Here is a 16,558-nt window from a genome sequence, read left to right as displayed (position 1 = left end):
GGTCCGGGGGCCGGGGCGCGGCCGGGCCTCGGGGGCGGTCTCCGGTCGGGGCCGGGCGGGGCTCAGGGGCAGTCGGCCAGGTCCTCGGTCAGGGCCCGCAGAATGCCCGGGCCGTGCGGGGTGAGGACGGACTCGGGGTGGAACTGCAGGCCCACGACCGGCGCCGAGCGGTGGCGGGCCGCCATGACGACGCCGCCGCCGGCCGGGTCGGAGTCGCCCGTCACCGCCAGGGCGACCAGGTCGTCCGGCAGCGCACGGGTCCCCAGCGAGTGGTAGCGGGCCACGTCGAGGGGCCCGCCGCCCAGCGGGGCGAGGGCCGGATCGGCCCGGCCGGCGGCGGTCACCTCCACGCGCACGCGGCGCCCGTGGACGGCCCCGACCCTGCCCACGCTCCCGCCGCAGGCCTCGACGATCGCCTGGAACCCCAGGCAGACGCCCACGGTGGGGACGCGGCGCGCCAGCGCGGCGTCGAGCAGCCCCATGAGGCAGCCGGCGTCGCGCGGGTGCCCGGGCCCGGGCGACAGGCACAGCACGGGGCGCCGCCCGCGACCGGCCTCGGCCGCCGAGGGCTCCAGGGCCTCCAGGACGGCGGCCGCCGGGACGGTGTTGCGCCAGACCTCGATGTCCGCGCCCAGGGAGGCGAACTGGTCGACCAGGTTGTAGACGAAGGAGTCGCGGTTGTCGAGCAGGACGACGCGCATCTCAGGCCTCCCTTCCGGCGGTGGCGGCGGCGCGGGCAGTGGCGCCGGCAGGACCGGCGTCGGCGCGAGCGGTGCCGGCACCGACGGCGCCGCCCGCCGCTGCGACCGGGCCGCTACTGTCCGCCGTCGCGGCCGGGCCAGCGGCCGGCTCGCGGTCGACGACCAGACGCGCGCCCTGGGCGGCGGCCACGGCGGCCAGGACCGCGCTCGCCTTGTGAACGGTCTCCGCGGCCTCCGCGGCCAGCACGGAGTCCGCGACCACGCCCGCGCCCGCCTGGACCAGGGCCCGCCCCCCGCGCACGAAGGCGGAGCGGATGACGATGCAGGTGTCCAGCTCGCCGTCGCCGCGCACATAGCCCACCGACCCGCCGTAGGAGCCCCGGCGCACCCCCTCGGCGGCGCGGATGAGCTCGGCGGCCCGCAGCTTGGGCGCGCCGGTGAGCGTGCCCATGGTCATGGAGGCGCGGAACGCGTCCAGGGCGTCCAGGCCGGGGGCCAGGGTCCCAGCGACCTCGGAGACCAGGTGCATCACCCGGCTGTAGCGGTCCACGCGCAGCAGGTCGCGCACGCGCCGGGTGCCCGGCGCGCACACTCGGGCGACGTCGTTGCGGGCCAGGTCCACGAGCATGACGTGCTCGGCCACCTCCTTGGCGTCGGTGCGCAGTTCCAGCTCCAATCGCGTGTCCCGCTCGTGGTCCACGTCCCCGCGCCGCGTCAGGCCCCGGGGGCGGGTGCCCGCGATCGGGCGGATGGCCACCTCGCCGGTGGCCGCCGAGTGCAGCAGCGCGGACTCGGGGGAGGCGCCCAGCAGCTGGAAGTCCGGCGCGCCCAGGTAGAACATGTAGGGACTCGGGTTGGCCGCGCGCAGCTCGTGGTAGGCGGCCAGTGCGTCCGGGCAGGGCATGGTGAAGCCCCGCGAGGGCACCACCTGGTACACCTCGCCGGCGGCGATGGCCTCCTTCATGGTCTCGACGACGGCCGCGTAGCCGTCGTCGGACAGCGTGGGGACGGCGTGGACGACGTCGGTGCGCCCGGCCCCGCCGCCGGCGGGCGCGGCGGCCGCGGGCCCGCCGGCGTCGGCGTCGGATCCATCCCCGCCGGCGGGGATGGCGACCGGCGCGCCCGCGTCGGTTCCGCCCCCGCCGTCGAAGGCGTCGATGGCGGCGGCCAGCTCGTCGAGGCGGGCGGCCAGGTCCGGCTCATCGAGACTGGCGCCCACGAGGGTGGCCCGGGCGGTGGGGTGGTCGATGACCAGGATGATGCGCGCGTCGTAGAAGAGGTAGTCGGGGCAGGTGTTGTCGCCCATGGCGACGTCGGGCAGGGTCTCGAAGGTGGCGAGGTAGTCGAAGGCGACGACGCCGGCCTCCAGGGGCAGGTGCGGGTGGTCGACCTCGGCGCCGGCCAGGACGCGCAGGGGCGCGATGGTGGAGGGGGCGGTGAGGCGCTCGCGCTCCTCCAGGGCGCCGTCGTCAGGGGCGGGCGGGATGGTGAGGGTCAGCGAGTCCGGGGGCGCGCCGCTCGGGCCGGGCCCGGCGACGACGTAGTCGGCCAGGGCCTCGCGCAGGCGGGCCAGGGCGGCCCGGCCGTCGGCGGGGGCCTGGGGGAGGGCCTCGACGGTGACGGTCGGGCCCTGGCAGGTCAGTCGCGCGCAGGCCTCGAGGACGGCGATGGTGGTGCGCGAGACCTTGGTGGCGATGTCGACGCTCTCCAGCAGGACGGTGTCCAGCGGACGGGCGCCGGGGCCGTCGTCGGTGGTGGCGATGAGACCGGCGGCGGCGAGGTGCTCCAGAAGGCGCCCGCCGTCGTGGGCGTAGCGGACCGTCCGCGTCAGGACGGTGGGCGGCCGAAGCGTCATGTGGTGCCTTCCTGTCGGTGCCACCAGGACTCGCCCCGAGCATGCGAAGAGCCCGCCTGGTGGCGAGCTCGTGGTTCCGGTGCCGGTTTACGCGGCATGAGTGGCTCGCCCATCGGGGAGCCACCACCACTGGCGGGTGCGGAACGCTGTCATGGGGCGAGCCTAGGGGCCGGGGGCGGGGATGACCAAATCGTCGGTCCGTGCGCGGGTGCCTTCATGACCCGGCCGGCCCGCTACGCCGGCGTCTTTCCGCCCCGCTGACGCCCCCGGGCCGCGACGGCGGGGCTGCCGGAGGCTCCGACCGTCCTCAGGCCGTCATCGACCGCGTCCAGATCACGGTCGGGGTGGCCGCTGGCCAGGATCCCCGCGGGAGCCGCCGCGCCGGGCCCTCTGCTACGCCTCTTCTCGTCTGCTACGCCCCTTCACCCTCCGCTGTACGAGAAAAAGGGGCGTAGCGGAGGGCGGAAGAGCGAAGTAAAGGGAAAGGGGCGTAGTAGACGCGATCCCGCCGGGCGAGTCCCCCGGCACGGCGGTGGTTCCCGAGGAACTCTTCCTCGACGGAATTGTCTTCGCCTACTGTGCGGGTGGAGTGCGGTCGCGGTGGGGCGCATGGGGCTCCTGGGACGATCCGGAGCGGGGACTTGTCCAAATCTGTTGCAAAGGCGCCCCGGGCCGGGATCGGCCGCGAGAAGAAGCGCGGAATATCAACGATTCTCCTCCGGCGCTCTGACGCGATCGGGGCCTTTGCAACAGATTTGGACAACTCGCCGTCCAGATCCCCCGGGAAGGGCTCCTCGCGCAGCTGCGCGAGGCCGTCGAGGACCGGCCTTCCGGGCGCCGGGCGGCGCCCGGACCACGAAGATGATGGTGGCGGTGGTCGTCCAGCCCCTTCGGGCGCCCCGGGCGGCGCCGACGCGCTGCCGTCGGCGCGGAACGCACCGCACGCACCGCACGCACCGCACGAGCCGCGCGATCGCGCACATGTCATGAAATTATGACACGACGCGCATGTCATGATATTGTGACGAGATGGTTCCGTCCGGCATCCCCACTCTCGGCGATCTGGGCGCGACGCTCCGCCGTCATCGCCTGGCCGCCGGCCTGACGCAGGCCCAGTTGGCCGGGCGGGCGGGCGTCTCGCGCCAGTGGGTGAGCGAGGTCGAGGGCGGCAAACGGGCGGGCGTGGAGTTCGGCGCCGTGCTGGACGTCGCCGGCGCGCTCGGCCTGGAACTCGTCCTGCGCGACCGCCCCGCCCCGCACTCGCCGACGGCGGCGGATGAGGATCAGGACGCCCTGGACGCCCACTTGCGCGCACTGGGGCTGCTATGAGGTCCCTGTTCGTCATTCTCGATCGCAGCGTCGTCGGCGAGCTGATCCAGACCGACGGCGGCGAGCACCGCTTCTCCTACGTCGGGGCCCGGACGGCGCCCATCTCGCTGTCCATGCCGGTCGACGGCGGTCAGTTCCGCCATCGCGTCGTCGACCCCTTCCTCGAGGGGCTGCTGCCCGACCAGGCCTCGGTCCGCGAGGCCCTCGCCGCGCGCTACGGAGTCTCGCCGCGCAACCCCTTCGCCCTGCTGGAGCACATCGGCCTGGACTGCGCCGGGGCCGTGCGCTTCGCCGACGCCGAGCACCTGACGCGGGCCCTGGATGACGACGGCGAACTCGTGGCCCTGAGCGAGGAGGAGATCGGCGCCCGCCTGGCCGCCCTGGAGGAGGGGCGGGAACCCTCCTGGATCGCGCCGGGGGAGGGCTGGTCGCTGGCCGGCGCCCAGACCAAGATCGCTCTGCGCCGCGAGGGGGGCCAGTGGTGTGAGGCCAGGGGCTGCGAACCGACCACCCACATCCTCAAGCCCGGCATCACGAGGATGAAGGAGCAGGCCCTCGACGAGCACCTGTGCCTGACGACCCTGCGCGAGATCGGCATCCCGGCGGCCCGGACGCGCTACGCCCGGCTCGGCGGGCGCGAGGCCCTCATCGTCGAGCGCTACGACCGGCTCCGCGAGGGCGGGCGGGTCCGCCGCGTCCACCAGGAGGACCTGTGCCAGGCCACGAGCACCTACCCGCGGCGCAAGTACGAGGCCGACGGCGGCCCCGGCGCGCTTCAGATCATCGACCTGCTCGCCCGGTGGGGCGATCGCGACGGCGCCTCCATCCGCCGCTTCGTCGACGCCCTCATCGTCAACGTCCTGCTGGGAGCCCCCGACGCGCACGCCAAGAACTACTCGATCCTCCATGCGGGCGACCGCCGCCTGCTCGCCCCCCTGTACGACCTCGCCTCGGGCCTGCCCTACGCCCGGGGCGGGGCGCCCCTCGGCCCCCCGGGGGGCGGGGCGCCCTGGCGGACCTCCGCCATGAGCATCGGCGGCGAGCGCGGGCTCGCCCGCATCGGGGCCGCCCAGTGGGAGCGCCTGGCCGAGGACGCCCGGCTCGGTTCGCGGGCCCGCATGCAGGGGGCCGACGTCGTCGCCCGAGTCGCGCGGCTCGCCGACATCCTGCCCGACGCCCTGGCCACCGTCATCGCCCGCGAACGCGCCGACAACCCCGCCCTGGAGGGCAAGCGGCTGCCCGCCCTCCTGCTCGACGCCGTCGGCCGGCGCTGCGCCGGGGCCCGCGACCTGCTGCGGTGAGCGGGTCGCGGCCCGCCGCGGCGCCCGCCCACTCGGTCCGCCGCGGGTGGGGGTCACGCGGCCCATCGCGGTGGCCGGATCGCGGTTTCGCCCGGGATGGCGCAGGAGCGCCGGGGCGGGGTCCGCCGCCGGGGCCGATGGTGACCAGGCGGGTATCGCGGTCGGGGCCCGGCCATGGGATGATCCCGGCGTGAGCTCCCCACTGCTGTCGGTCGTCGTCCCCGCCTACAACTCCGCGGACTTCCTCTTGGCGTGTCTGGAGACCCTGGTGGTCCCCGGCGGCGAGGTCGAGGTCGTCGTCGTCGACGACGGCTCGTCCGACGCCACCGGCGAGGTCGCCGAGGGCTTCGCCTCCGCCCACGAGGGCTTCCGGGTGATCCGCCAGGAGAACAAGGGCCACGGCGGGGCGGTCAACACCGGGGTCGCCGCGGCGACGGGCACCTGGATCAAGGTGGTCGACTCCGACGACGCCCTCGACCCCGCCGCCCTCGAACGGGTCCTGACGCAGCTGCGCGAGTGGCGCGATCAAGGCGTGGAGCCGGACCTGGTGGTGACGAACTTCGTGTACATGCGCGCCGACCGCCGGCCGCACCGCCATGCCGTGCGCTACCCGAGGATCCTGCCGCAGGGGCGGGTGGGCTCGTGGAGCGACGTGGGCCGCTTCCGGCCCGACCAGTACCTCATGATGCACGCCCTCATGTACCGCACCGAGGTGCTGCGCGACTCGGGCATGCGCCTGCCGGAGCATTGCTTCTACGTCGACAACCTGTACTCCTTCGAGCCCCTCATCCACGTGGACTCCCTCGTGTACATCAACGAGGACCTGTACCTGTACACGATCGGGCGGGAGGGGCAGTCGGTGTCCGACGAGGTCATCGTGACCCGCCTGGACCAGCACGACCGGGTCAACGCCCTCATGCTCGAGGCCATGCCCCGCACCGGCGAGGTCGGCCCCGAGCTGGAGGCCTACCTCATCCACATCTACCTCATGAGCTGCGTGGTCATCACCACCATGGCGCTGCGCTCGAACACGCCCGCGAACCTGGCCATCAAGGATCGGCTGTGGGCCCGCATGGAGAAGCAGCGGCCCGACGTCTACACGAAGCTGCGCCGCAAGACGCTGGGGCGGGTCCTGCACCTGCCCGGCCGGGCGGGGCGCACGGTCCCGGTGCTCGGCTACCACGTGGCGCGCCGGGTCCTGGCCCTCAACTGACCGTCCCGGCCGCGCTGGCCGGCGGATTCGACAAGGCGCCCGCGTCCCGCACAATTGGGCCCATTGCCCCGACCGGGGCCCGCACCCCGCCCCGGGAGGACAGGACCGTGAACACCGATCTCGTCGTCGTCGGCTCAGGATTCTTCGGCACCACGATCGCTCAGCGCGCCGCCGAGGAGCTGGACATCGGCGTGCTCGTCGTCGAGCGCCGCGGGCACGTGGGCGGCAACGCCTGGTCCAGCCCGGACGGGGCCACCGGCATCGAGGTCCACCGCTACGGCTCGCACCTGTTCCACACCTCCGACGAGCGCGTGTGGGCCTACGCCAACCGCTTCACCGGCTTCAACGGCTACGAGCACCGCGTGTGGGCCAACCACGGCGGCGAGGTCTACCCCCTGCCCATCAACCTGGGCACCATCAACCAGTTCTTCCGCGCCGCCCTCGGTCCGGCGCAGGCGGCCGCGCTCATCGCCGAGCAGGCCGGGGAGGTCGTCGGGGAGCCGGCGAACCTGGAGGACAAGGCGATCAGCCTCATCGGCCGGCCTCTGTACGAGGCCTTCATCCGCGGCTACACCGCCAAGCAGTGGCAGACCGACCCGCGCGAGCTGCCCGCTGCCGTCATCTCCCGCCTGCCGGTGCGCCTGACCTACGACAACCGCTACTTCGCCGACGCCCACCAGGGCCTGCCGCTGGTCGGCTACGGGGAGTGGATCTCGCGGATGCTCGACCACCCGCGGATCGAGGTGCGCACCGGAGTCGACTTCCTCACCGATCCCGACGTCGGACGGCGGGCCGTCCTGGGGCGCGTGCCGGTGGTCTACACCGGGGCCGTGGACCGCTGGTTCGACGAGCGCTTCGGCGCCCTGGGCTGGCGGACCCTGGACCTGCGGACCGAGGTCGTGGACGTGGGGGACTTCCAGGGCACCGCCGTCATGAACTACTCGGACGCCTGCGTGCCCTTCACGCGCATCCACGAGTTCCGCCACCTGCACCCCGAGCGCTCCGGCCCGGCCGACGCCACCGTCATCATGCGCGAGTACTCGCGCATGGCCGGGGCCGACGACGAGCCCTACTACCCGGTGAGCACGGCCGCCGACCGGCAGCGCCTGGCGCGCTACCGGGAGCTGGCGGGGATCGAGAGGGAGACCAACCGGGTCCTGTTCGGGGGGCGGCTGGGCACCTACCAGTACCTGGACATGCACATGGCCATCGGCTCGGCCCTCCAGCGCTTCGAGACCGTGGTGCGCCCCTGGTACCGGAACCGGTCGTAGCCGCCGGGCCGGGCGGCCGGGCGGGCCGGCGGGGCCGACGGGAGTCCGAAAGCGCTCGCGGCCCGCGGCCGGGCGGGGCGCGCGACGCGGCCCGCCGGGGCCCGGGCGACCGGAGGCCCGTCGGATCTCACGGGCGCGGCCGCGGGCGCCGGCGCCTCTTCGTGGGACACTGGCCCGGATGTTCCGCGGCCGCCGCCCGGCGGCCGACCACCAGATCACGGAAGGCACTCGTGTCACCGATCCCCACGCCGGAGCAGGCCGCCACCGTCGCGCCCGCCGCGACGCCGTCGTCCCAGCTGCGCAATTTCTGCATCATCGCGCACATCGACCACGGCAAGTCCACCCTGGCCGACCGCATGCTCCAGGCCACCGGCGTCGTCGCCCCCCGCGACATGCGCGCCCAGTACCTGGACCGCATGGACATCGAGCGCGAGCGCGGCATCACCATCAAGTCCCAGGCCGTGCGCATGCCCTGGACCGTCGCCGGGCCCGACGGCGGGCGCACCTACGCCCTGAACATGATCGACACCCCCGGGCACGTCGACTTCTCCTACGAGGTCAACCGCTCCCTGGCCGCCTGCGAGGGCGCCGTCCTGCTGGTCGACGCCGCCCAGGGCATCCAGGCCCAGACCCTGGCCAACCTCTACATGGCCATCGAGGGGGACCTGACCGTCATCCCGGTCCTGAACAAGATCGACCTGCCCGCCGCCGAGCCCGAGCGCCACGCCGAGGAGATCGCCTCCCTCATCGGCTGCGACGTCGACGACGTCCTGAGGGTCTCGGGCAAGACCGGCCAGGGCGTGGCCGAGCTGCTCGACCGCATCGTCGAGGCCGTCCCGGCCCCGCACGGCGACCCCGACGCCCCGGCCCGCGCCATGATCTTCGACTCCGTCTACGACACCTACCGGGGCGTGGTCACCTACGTGCGCGTCGTCGACGGCGCCCTCAAGCCCCGCGAGCGCATTGAGATGCTGTCCACCGGGGCCGTGCACGACCTGCTGGAGATCGGCGTCATCAGCCCCGAGCCCGCGCCGTCGGCCGGCCTGGGCGCCGGGGAGGTCGGCTACCTCATCACCGGGGTCAAGGACGTGCGCCAGTCGAGGGTCGGCGACACGGTCACCGCGGCCGCGCGCCCGGCCGCCGAGCCGCTGTCGGGCTACCGGGACCCCAAGCCCATGGTCTTCTCCGGCCTGTTCCCGGTGGACGGCTCGGACTTCCCGGCCCTGCGCGACGCCCTGGACAAGCTCAAGCTCAACGACGCCGCCCTGACCTACGAGCCGGAGACCTCGGTGGCGCTGGGCTTCGGCTTCCGCTGCGGCTACCTGGGGCTGCTGCACCTGGAGATCATCCGCGAGCGCCTGGAGCGCGAGTTCAACCTGGACATCATCTCCACCGCCCCCTCCGTGGTCTACACGGTGACCATGGAGGACCGCAGCGTCCACACGGTGACCAACCCGAGCGAGTTCCCCGAGGGCAAGGTGGTGGACGTGAGCGAGCCGGTGGTGCGGGCCACGATCCTGACCCCCAGCGAGTTCGTGGGCACGGTCATGGAGCTGTGCGTCTCGCGTCGCGGCACCATGGGGGGCATGGACTACCTGTCGCCCTCGCGCGTGGAGATGCACTACACGCTGCCGCTGGCGGAGATCGTCTTCGACTTCTTCGACGCCCTGAAGTCGCGCACCCGCGGTTACGCCTCCCTGGACTACGAGATGGACGGCGAGCAGAGCGCGGACCTGGTCAAGGTCGACATCCTGCTCAACGGGGAGCGGGTGGACGCCTTCAGCGCGATCGTCCACAGGGACGCCGCCTACTCCTACGGCGTCATGATGACCAAGCGCCTCAAGGACCTCATTCCGCGCCAGCAGTTCGAGGTGCCGGTGCAGGCGGCCATCGGCTCGCGCATCATCTCCCGCGAGACGATCCGGGCGCTGCGCAAGGACATGCTCGCCAAGTGCTACGGCGGGGACATCTCGCGCAAGCGCAAGCTGCTGGAGAAGCAGAAGGAGGGCAAGAAGCGCATGAAGGCCATCGGGCGGGTCGAGGTGCCCCAGGAGGCCTTCATCGCGGCGCTGGGGGCGGATCAGCCCACCGGCAGGGACAAGTAGAGGGCGCCGCCGGGCGCCGGCGAGGAGGAGTCGTGACCGAGAGCATTGACGGCGGGGCCGCCGCTGCGGGGAAGGCCGTCGCCGACGGCGCCGCCCCGGGCGGGATGAGGTCGGCCCGGGTCCTGGGTCTTCCCCACGCCGGGGCCGACGGGCGTCACCGCGACGAGCCCTCGCCCTTCCACGACGGGGACCTGGTCGGCGTCGTCGGACCGATCTGCGCGACTCCGCGCCCGCGGCCCGACGACGGGCAGGAGGGCCCCTGCGCGAGCGGCGCGACGGCGGCGGACGGGCCGGTCGAGGTCTCGCGCGACGGCCTGGTCGGGGGACCGCACGGCGGTGCGGGGGCGGACAGGGCCCTCTACGTCATGGACGCCGCCGAGCAGGAGCACTGGAGCCGGGTGCTGGGCGGGATCGAGCCGGGGCGCCTGGGGGAGAATCTGCTCATCGTCCCGGGCCCCGCGGGCGGGATCGACGACGTCGAGCTGGGGGCGATCCTGGCCATCGGGGACCCGGCCGCCGGGGGAGTGCGGGTGCGGGTGACGGGCGTGCGCAACCCCTGCCCGGACTTCGCCCGCAGCGCGGGGCGGGACGACTGGGTGGAGGTCTTCTCCGCGCGCAACCGTGTGGGCGTCTACCTGCGGGTGCTCGCCAGCGGGCGGGTGCGCGCCGGCGACGAGGTGCGGGTGGTGTCCTCGCCGGGGCACCGGGTGACGTGCACCCGCTGGTTCGCCCACCACGACCCGCGCGACGCCCAGGCGATGCTCAACTCCGAGATCTTCGGCAATTGCGTCATCGCCCCGTTCACGCGCGACTACGTCCGGGCCGCCGCCCACGAGCGGATCGGCTGAGCGGGGCCGGAGCGCCCAGAGCGGCAGCGGCCAGAACGGCAGAACGCAGAACGACGAGAGGCAGGAGCGCACAATGTCCCAGGTCCATCCCCCCAGGTCCCACGCCATCCACTCCCGGGTGCGCTCCTTCTCGCGCGCCGGGGGTCGCCTGACCGACGCCCAGGCGCGCGCCCTGGATCGCCACGGGCGCCGCTACGTCGTCGAGGTGCCCCGGGCCGACGCGATCCGCACCGTCGACCCCTCCTTCCGGCTGGACCCGGAGAGGGTGTTCCGGCACGTGGGCCAGGTGCGGCCCCTGATCGTCGAGGTGGGCGCGGGCGTCGGGGAGGCGATCCTCGCCCACGCCGCCGACCACCCGGGCGTGGACCACCTGGCGGTGGAGGTGTGGCAGACGGCGATCGCCTCCCTGGTCCGCTCCATCGCCGAGCGGGGCCTGACCAATGTCATGGTGGCGCCCGCCGACGCCTCCCAGCTGCTGGCCACGGCGCTGCCGGTGGCCTGCGCCTCGGAAGTGTGGGTGTTCTTCCCCGACCCGTGGCGCAAGGCCCGCCACCGCAAGCGGCGCCTGGTCACGCCGCGCTTCGCCGACGCCGTCGCCCGCGTGCTGCGCCCGGGCGGGGTGTGGCGCCTGGCCACGGACTGGTCGGACTACGCCTGGCAGATGCGCGACGTGCTGGAGGCCGTCTCCGCCCTGCCCGTCGGGCTGGAGGCGGACATGACCGCGCCGTACTTCCGCTACGACGACGCCGGCGCCCGGCCCGACCTGGGTGCGGAGGGCGCCGAGGAGGGCAGCGCCGGCAACGGCATCGACCCGGGCTCGCCGTCGGGGGTGGTGGGCGGCTGGTCGGAGCGCTTCGCCGGGCGGGTGATCACCCGCTTCGAGACCAAGGGCGTGGAGGCCGGCCGCACGGTCCGCGACCTGACGGCGGTGCGCACCGAGACCCTGTGGACGCCGGCGCGCAGCGAGGCGATGCTGGTGGCCCTGGAGCGCGCCGGCGCGCTGCAGACCGAGGCGGACGACCGCTGGGAGCGGATGCGCCCGAGCCTGGCCCGCCAGCTGGAGCCGGGCGGGCGGCGCCGGGCGCGCCCGCGCTCGCGGGCGTGAGCCCGGCCCAGCCCGAGGGCGGACCCCTGCCCGGGGCGGGGGAGCTGCCCGGGGCGGTGCGCGCGTCGTCGGCCGCGCCCGGGGCCGCGCCGCGCCCCTTCTGCGTGTACCTGCACGTGCCCTACTGCCGGGTGCGCTGCGGGTACTGCGATTTCAACACCTACACGAACCTGGACATGGGGCCGGGCGCCTCGGCGGGCGATTTCGTGGACACCCTGGCCGGCGAGCTGGCCCTGGCGGCGGCGGCCATGGACCGGGCGGGCCTGCCGCGGAGGCGGGCGCGGACGGTGTTCCTGGGCGGGGGCACGCCGACCGTGCTGCCCGCCGGCGACCTGGTGCGCATGCTCGACCTGGTGCGGCGCACCTGGGGGCTCGCCCCCGGCGCCGAGGTGACGACGGAGGCCAACCCGGAGACCGTGGACGAGCGCTACCTGGCCACTCTGGCGCGGGCGGGGTTCACGCGGGTGAGCATCGGGATGCAGTCGGCGGTGCCCCGCGTGCTGGCCGTGCTCGACCGCGCCCACACCCCCGAGCGGGTGCCGCTGGTGGTGGACTGGGCCCGGCGGGCGGGGCTGAGCACGAGCCTGGACCTCATCTACGGCGCGCCGGGGGAGTCCATGGGGGACTGGCGGCGCAGCCTCGAGGCGGCGATCGGGATCGGGCCGGACCACATCAGCGCCTACGCCCTGGTCATCGAGGAGGGCACCCGGATGTGGGGGCGGGTGCGCCGCGGCGAGCTGCCCATGCCCGGCGACGACGACGAGGCCGCCAAGTACGAGGTGGCCGACGCCGTCCTGGCGGAGGCCGGCTACCGGTGGTACGAGATCTCGAACTGGGCCAGGCCGGGGGCCGAGTGCCGCCACAACGAGGCGTACTGGCGCGACTGGGACTGGTACGGGGCGGGCCCGGGGGCGCACTCCCACCTGGGGGACGTGCGCATGTGGGACGTCAAGCACCCGGTGGCGTGGGCCGGGCGGGTGGCGGCCGGGAGACTGCCCGTGGCCGGGCACGAGGTCGTCGACGCCCGGGCGCGGGAACTGGAGCGGGTCATGCTCGGCATCCGCATGCGCGAGGGCCTGGAGCTGGCGGGCCCGGGCGGGGGAGCGGCCGGCGGCGGGGATTCGCGGGGGCCTGCGGACGGCGGATGGGCGTCCGACGGCGGTGGCCGGGGCCGCACGCCCGAGCACCTGGTGCCCGTGGTGGCCCGGCTCGTCGCCGACGGGCTCCTCCAGCCCGACGCCGCCCTGAGTGGCCGGGCGGTGCTCACCCTGCGCGGCCGCCTCATGGCCGACGCGGTGACCAGAGCGCTCGTGTAGCGGGCGTCCGCACCGCCCCCCGCCGCCCACTCCTCGCCTTCTTCGTCGAGACGCGCATTTCGCACTCGAGAGCGCAGTTCCAACCATTATTTTCGAGCGCGGAATGCGCGTCTCGACGTCGGGGCGTCGAGCGCCGCGGCTCGCGAGCACGTCACTTAACCCGCGAGCACGTCTGCCAGAGGTACGTTCTCGCGGGTTAAGTGACGTGCTCGCGAGCTACCCGGCGATCTCGTCACCGGCCCCGCTCGGGCGCCCCGCCCCCGCACCGCAGTTTCCGGTGAGAAAGGCTCAGTCGATGGGCAGTGGTTTGTAGTGGTGGACGATATGGCCGTCGTCGATCGAGAGGAGGATGGTCCGGGGGTCGTAGTCCTCCGCCTCGATGCGGAGGATCCTGCCCTCGAGGTCCCCGAGGACGACGCCGTCGTAGGCCAGTCTCCGGCTCCTCCAGCGGACCCCGTTCGCGTCCACGCACGTCGCCGAGCAGTCGGTGGCGAGGACGGCGAGGCCGGCCTGCGGGTAGGTGCGGGCGCTGCGGATCGGCCAGTCGGTCGCCACCGCCGCGAAGCCCGCCGGGTCGTCGACGCTCCCCATGAAGAGGGTGCCTCGGGAGACCACGGTGAGCGTGCGGCCCGCGGGGATGTCGAGTATCCGCGTGAGCGTCTGGCTGCCGTAACCCGGGGCGACGAGCGTCAGCACCCACGAGTCGGTGGGGAGGCCATCCGTGCTCCCGGAGTAGTCGTCGACGCGAAGGCAGCGGCGGGCCTGGTCCATCTCATCGCCGATGACGTACTCCGTCATCCCGTCCGGGAAATCTACGAAACGCACCTCGAAAACGCGCTCGACCCCACTGATGTTGATCACGCGCCTGGATTCTTGCGATTGTTGTGATGATCGACTCATGTGTTCCATTCCACTTCCCATCCGATGCGGGGAAGCGGGCGTTCGGATCTTTGTGCAGCGTTCGCTGGATACCCCTTCTGCATTGCGCGCAGTCTCGCCTATTCCTGGTGGCGGATACGGGCCAGGTACTCATCCTGCTCCGCGCGCTGTGTCGCGACGATTCCGGGCAGGACCTCGACGAGTATGCGGGAGACCGGTGAGGCCAGGCAGGAGTCGAAGGTCGGGTGCCGGCCGGTCCTGAGGCCTGCGATGACGCGCAGCTGCTCCTGGCGCTCGGCGTCCCACAGCTCGCTCTTCTCATCGCCCAACAGTACCCTGAATCCGCCCAGGAGCTCCAATGCGAGTTCCGAGCAGGCCAGGGCCCTTTCGACCCCGCCTCCGGCCAGGACGTGCAGGGCCTCAAGGGGAATGCCCATAACGCTCATGGCGTAGTAGTCCAGCAGGTAGGAGTCGTCGCAGCCCACCTCTGGGAACGCCTCCATGCGCCGCTCGAACTCCTCGGCCTCCCGCGGGCTCACCTCCCGGCCCGCGCACGCCCACAGGTCCCTGACCAGGTCGTCGTAGTCCCGCGGGTCGCTGCGCGTGGCGAAGGCCGCGAACATGGGCGAGAGCCTCGCCGAACACGCCAGGCACGCCTCCGCCAGACCACCGCGCGACAGGCCAGCGAAATCATCGGCGGTGAGATACTCCTCCACCATAATCCACTCACTCCAGCCCTGCAGACGTTCTTGATATTACCGAATCCATATCCCGGCACCATACCGTTCTCCGCCGAAGCCCGTCCGCCGTCCGCCGGTCCCGTCCGATCACGGCGCGGTTGTGCTACGACGTGCCGTACGGCGAGGCCCCGATCCGTCTGGCCAGGGCCTCGGGCAGGGGGTAGGGGCGCTCGTCGGGCAGGTCCGCGGCGCCGGGGGCCGGCAGCGACCGGAGCCGGACGACCTCGTCGGTGATGTCGTGCAGAGACAGGACCCAGCGGTCCACGTAGTCGTCCACGGCGCCGGGGCCGATCCCCACCTGGAGGGAGCGGTGGGGCAGGGGCCGCAGGGCGGCGTCGCGCTCCGGGTCCCACTGCACGCGCACCGGGCTGGAGGCCTTGAGCGCCGCCCACTGCCCGTGATCGGCGTGAAGCCCCGGATCGAAGCGGCTCGGGCAGGACCGGCTCAGGGCCTCCTCGAAGCCCGACCGGCTCATCCGCACCGCCAGGACCCGCTCCTGGCCGGGTTTGGCGGCCCACCCGCAGCGGTGCATCATCCACAGGAAGGACGGCTTGACCCAGGTCATCCGGTTGCGGCTGAAGGGCGGCACGAACCGGCCGGCGGCCACCGCGGCCCCGGCGATGGCCGGACCGTAGGCCTGGTAGACGGTTATGGACTCCTCATCCCACACGGCCCGCACCTGACGACGGGGACGGGGCGCGGGCGCGGCGCCGGACTGCTCACTCACGGACCCCAACCTGCCACGTCCGCGAGCCCGCGGCCATCGGGAGCCCCGCACGCCGTCGACGGCGAGCAGCCCACCGCGCCCGCGAGCCCGCGGCCATCGGGCCCTGACGCCCGGGCGCCCCGGCCCCCGGTCTTCGGGAACGGCCCGGCACGGCGCACGATCCCCGCCCGTCCACCTTCAGGACTCCCGGTAGTCCGTACCGGTGGCGCCGGCGGCGAGCAGCAGCCAGGACAGGGCGGCAACCGGCGTCGGCCAGTCCGCCACCTGGATCTCGATCGTCCCGCGGTCGGCGTCGACGGCGCGCGCATCCCACCAGCGCCAGGGCCGCTCGCCCGGATCCGCCCAGTACAGCCACCCCTCCAGGGTCCAGTCCCCGTCCTGCGGGCACTGCCCGGCCAGCGGCTGGCGCGTGAAGGCGGCGAGGAACCACCTCGGCAGCAGATCGCCCGTGGCGACGTCGTTGAAGGCCGACGCCGGCAACCCGGCCAGCCGGAGCATGACGTCCCGGGCCCGATCGACGACGGCCGCGGCGTCGCCGTCGGCGACGAAGTTCATTCGGGTGAGGCCCAGACCCCCGGGACGCTCTCCGGGCCGCGGCCCCCGGACCAGCCGCTCCGACTCAGCCGACAATAAGACCACTCCTCATCTGCGATATTACGGAACTCATCGGGACGAGTATCGAATGAAGACGGGACCCGGTCGGATCGACCTGGAAGGCGGAATCCCCCGAGTGAGCCTACTCGCGGGCCCGTCGACGGTGGCCGATGTTCGCCAGGTACTCCTTCTGCATTGCGCGCAGTCTCGCCTGTTCCCAGCGGTGGATGGATGCCAGGTATTCGTCCTGCCTCGCGCGCTGTGTCGCGACGATTGCGGGCAGGACCTCGGTGAGTCTGCGGGTGGTGGGCGAGGCCAGGCAGGAGTCGAAGGTCGGGTGCCGGCCGGCTTTGAGGGCTGCGATGACGCGCAGCTGCTCCTGGCGCTCCGGGTCCCACAGCTCGTTCTCATCATCGAGCTCCTCACTGAATTCGTCCGCGAGCCCCAGCGCGGCCACTGAGCAGGCCAGGGCCCTTCTCACCCCGCCTCCCGCCAGGACGTGCAGGGTCTCGAAGGGAAGTTCCAGGACGCGCATGACGTAGTAGTCCAGCAGGTAGGAGTCGTCGCAGTCGGC

Annotated in this window: 15 protein-coding genes; 8 read left to right on the top strand and 7 right to left on the bottom strand. The window is 73.5% G+C overall.

Annotated elements, in window-relative coordinates; genetic code table 11:
- Positions 1-62: 62 nt before the first annotated feature.
- The gene (locus G446_RS0114670; RefSeq protein ID WP_026410694.1) at positions 63-701 is read right to left on the bottom strand and encodes an anthranilate synthase component II; all 639 of its coding nucleotides are present in this window, start codon (positions 699-701) and stop codon (positions 63-65) included.
- A gap of 1 nt (position 702) precedes the next feature.
- A complete protein-coding gene (locus tag G446_RS18390; protein WP_084779288.1) occupies positions 703-2,556 on the bottom strand; it encodes an anthranilate synthase component 1 in 1,854 nt (617 codons plus the stop codon).
- Positions 2,557-3,585: 1,029 nt separating this feature from the next.
- Between G446_RS18390 and G446_RS18380 the strand changes: the two genes are divergently transcribed.
- The 8 genes from G446_RS18380 (at position 3,586) to hemW (ending at position 13,044) form a co-directional block, all read left to right on the top strand.
- Positions 3,586-3,885: a helix-turn-helix domain-containing protein gene (locus G446_RS18380; RefSeq protein WP_034471033.1), complete on the top strand. Its 300-nt coding sequence runs from the start codon at positions 3,586-3,588 to the stop codon at positions 3,883-3,885.
- Positions 3,882-5,186, top strand: coding sequence for a type II toxin-antitoxin system HipA family toxin (locus tag G446_RS18375; RefSeq protein ID WP_051286058.1), 1,305 nt, complete (start codon positions 3,882-3,884; stop codon positions 5,184-5,186). Before G446_RS18380 ends, G446_RS18375 begins: the two co-directional genes overlap by 4 nt.
- Before the next feature lie 190 nt (positions 5,187-5,376).
- Complete coding sequence (locus G446_RS0114650) at positions 5,377-6,399, top strand: glycosyltransferase family 2 protein (RefSeq protein WP_026410693.1); 1,023 nt, start codon at positions 5,377-5,379, stop codon at positions 6,397-6,399.
- 107 nt (positions 6,400-6,506) lie between these two features.
- The gene (glf, locus tag G446_RS0114645; protein ID WP_026410692.1) at positions 6,507-7,670 is read left to right on the top strand and encodes a UDP-galactopyranose mutase; all 1,164 of its coding nucleotides are present in this window, start codon (positions 6,507-6,509) and stop codon (positions 7,668-7,670) included.
- A 230-nt stretch (positions 7,671-7,900) separates the two neighbouring features.
- On the top strand, positions 7,901-9,775 hold the full coding sequence (gene lepA / locus G446_RS0114640; RefSeq protein ID WP_026410691.1) for a translation elongation factor 4: 1,875 nt from the start codon (positions 7,901-7,903) through the stop codon (positions 9,773-9,775).
- 104 nt (positions 9,776-9,879) lie between these two features.
- Positions 9,880-10,623 (top strand): MOSC domain-containing protein, encoded by a 744-nt coding sequence (locus G446_RS0114635; RefSeq protein WP_084779294.1) that lies wholly within the window; start codon positions 9,880-9,882, stop codon positions 10,621-10,623.
- A gap of 73 nt (positions 10,624-10,696) precedes the next feature.
- On the top strand, positions 10,697-11,728 hold the full coding sequence (trmB, locus tag G446_RS18370) for a tRNA (guanosine(46)-N7)-methyltransferase TrmB (protein WP_084779287.1): 1,032 nt from the start codon (positions 10,697-10,699) through the stop codon (positions 11,726-11,728).
- The gene (gene hemW / locus G446_RS0114625) at positions 11,725-13,044 is read left to right on the top strand and encodes a radical SAM family heme chaperone HemW (protein WP_026410689.1); all 1,320 of its coding nucleotides are present in this window, start codon (positions 11,725-11,727) and stop codon (positions 13,042-13,044) included. The genes trmB and hemW overlap by 4 nt, the downstream gene beginning before the upstream one ends.
- 288 nt (positions 13,045-13,332) lie before the next feature.
- Here the strand turns inward: hemW and G446_RS0114620 are convergent, their stop codons facing one another.
- From G446_RS0114620 to G446_RS0114600, 5 genes are all read right to left on the bottom strand, one after another.
- Complete coding sequence (locus tag G446_RS0114620; protein WP_026410688.1) at positions 13,333-13,905, bottom strand: hypothetical protein; 573 nt, start codon at positions 13,903-13,905, stop codon at positions 13,333-13,335.
- A 137-nt stretch (positions 13,906-14,042) separates the two neighbouring features.
- Complete coding sequence (locus G446_RS0114615) at positions 14,043-14,642, bottom strand: hypothetical protein (RefSeq protein ID WP_026410687.1); 600 nt, start codon at positions 14,640-14,642, stop codon at positions 14,043-14,045.
- A gap of 124 nt (positions 14,643-14,766) precedes the next feature.
- Positions 14,767-15,390, bottom strand: coding sequence for a DUF4291 domain-containing protein (locus G446_RS0114610; RefSeq protein ID WP_084779286.1), 624 nt, complete (start codon positions 15,388-15,390; stop codon positions 14,767-14,769).
- 177 nt (positions 15,391-15,567) lie between these two features.
- Entirely contained in the window at positions 15,568-15,945 is a 378-nt protein-coding gene (locus G446_RS0114605; protein WP_026410685.1) for a hypothetical protein, read from the bottom strand.
- Between the two features lie 181 nt (positions 15,946-16,126).
- Positions 16,127-16,558, bottom strand: a 432-nt coding sequence (locus G446_RS0114600) for a hypothetical protein (RefSeq protein WP_169721308.1), incomplete at its 5' end; no start/stop codon positions are given.

It is taken from the genome of Actinomyces dentalis DSM 19115, assembly GCF_000429225.1.
GTDB lineage: Bacteria > Actinomycetota > Actinomycetes > Actinomycetales > Actinomycetaceae > Actinomyces > Actinomyces dentalis.
The sequence above is the reverse complement of the archived record's forward strand: the minus strand, read 5'-3'. Positions and strand labels throughout refer to the sequence as shown.

Bases quoted from the DNA above. Each gene is read 5' to 3' on its own strand.
- G446_RS0114670 (WP_026410694.1), bottom strand. From the start codon at position 701: ATGCGCGTCGTCCTGCTCGACAACCGCGACTCCTTCGTCTACAACCTG.
- G446_RS18390 (WP_084779288.1), bottom strand. From the start codon at position 2,556: ATGACGCTTCGGCCGCCCACCGTCCTGACGCGGACGGTCCGCTACGCC.
- G446_RS18380 (WP_034471033.1), top strand. From the start codon at position 3,586: ATGGTTCCGTCCGGCATCCCCACTCTCGGCGATCTGGGCGCGACGCTC.
- G446_RS18375 (WP_051286058.1), top strand. From the start codon at position 3,882: ATGAGGTCCCTGTTCGTCATTCTCGATCGCAGCGTCGTCGGCGAGCTG.
- G446_RS0114635 (WP_084779294.1), top strand. From the start codon at position 9,880: ATGAGGTCGGCCCGGGTCCTGGGTCTTCCCCACGCCGGGGCCGACGGG.
- trmB (WP_084779287.1), top strand. From the start codon at position 10,697: ATGTCCCAGGTCCATCCCCCCAGGTCCCACGCCATCCACTCCCGGGTG.
- G446_RS0114615 (WP_026410687.1), bottom strand. From the start codon at position 14,642: ATGGTGGAGGAGTATCTCACCGCCGATGATTTCGCTGGCCTGTCGCGC.
- G446_RS0114605 (WP_026410685.1), bottom strand. From the start codon at position 15,945: ATGAACTTCGTCGCCGACGGCGACGCCGCGGCCGTCGTCGATCGGGCC.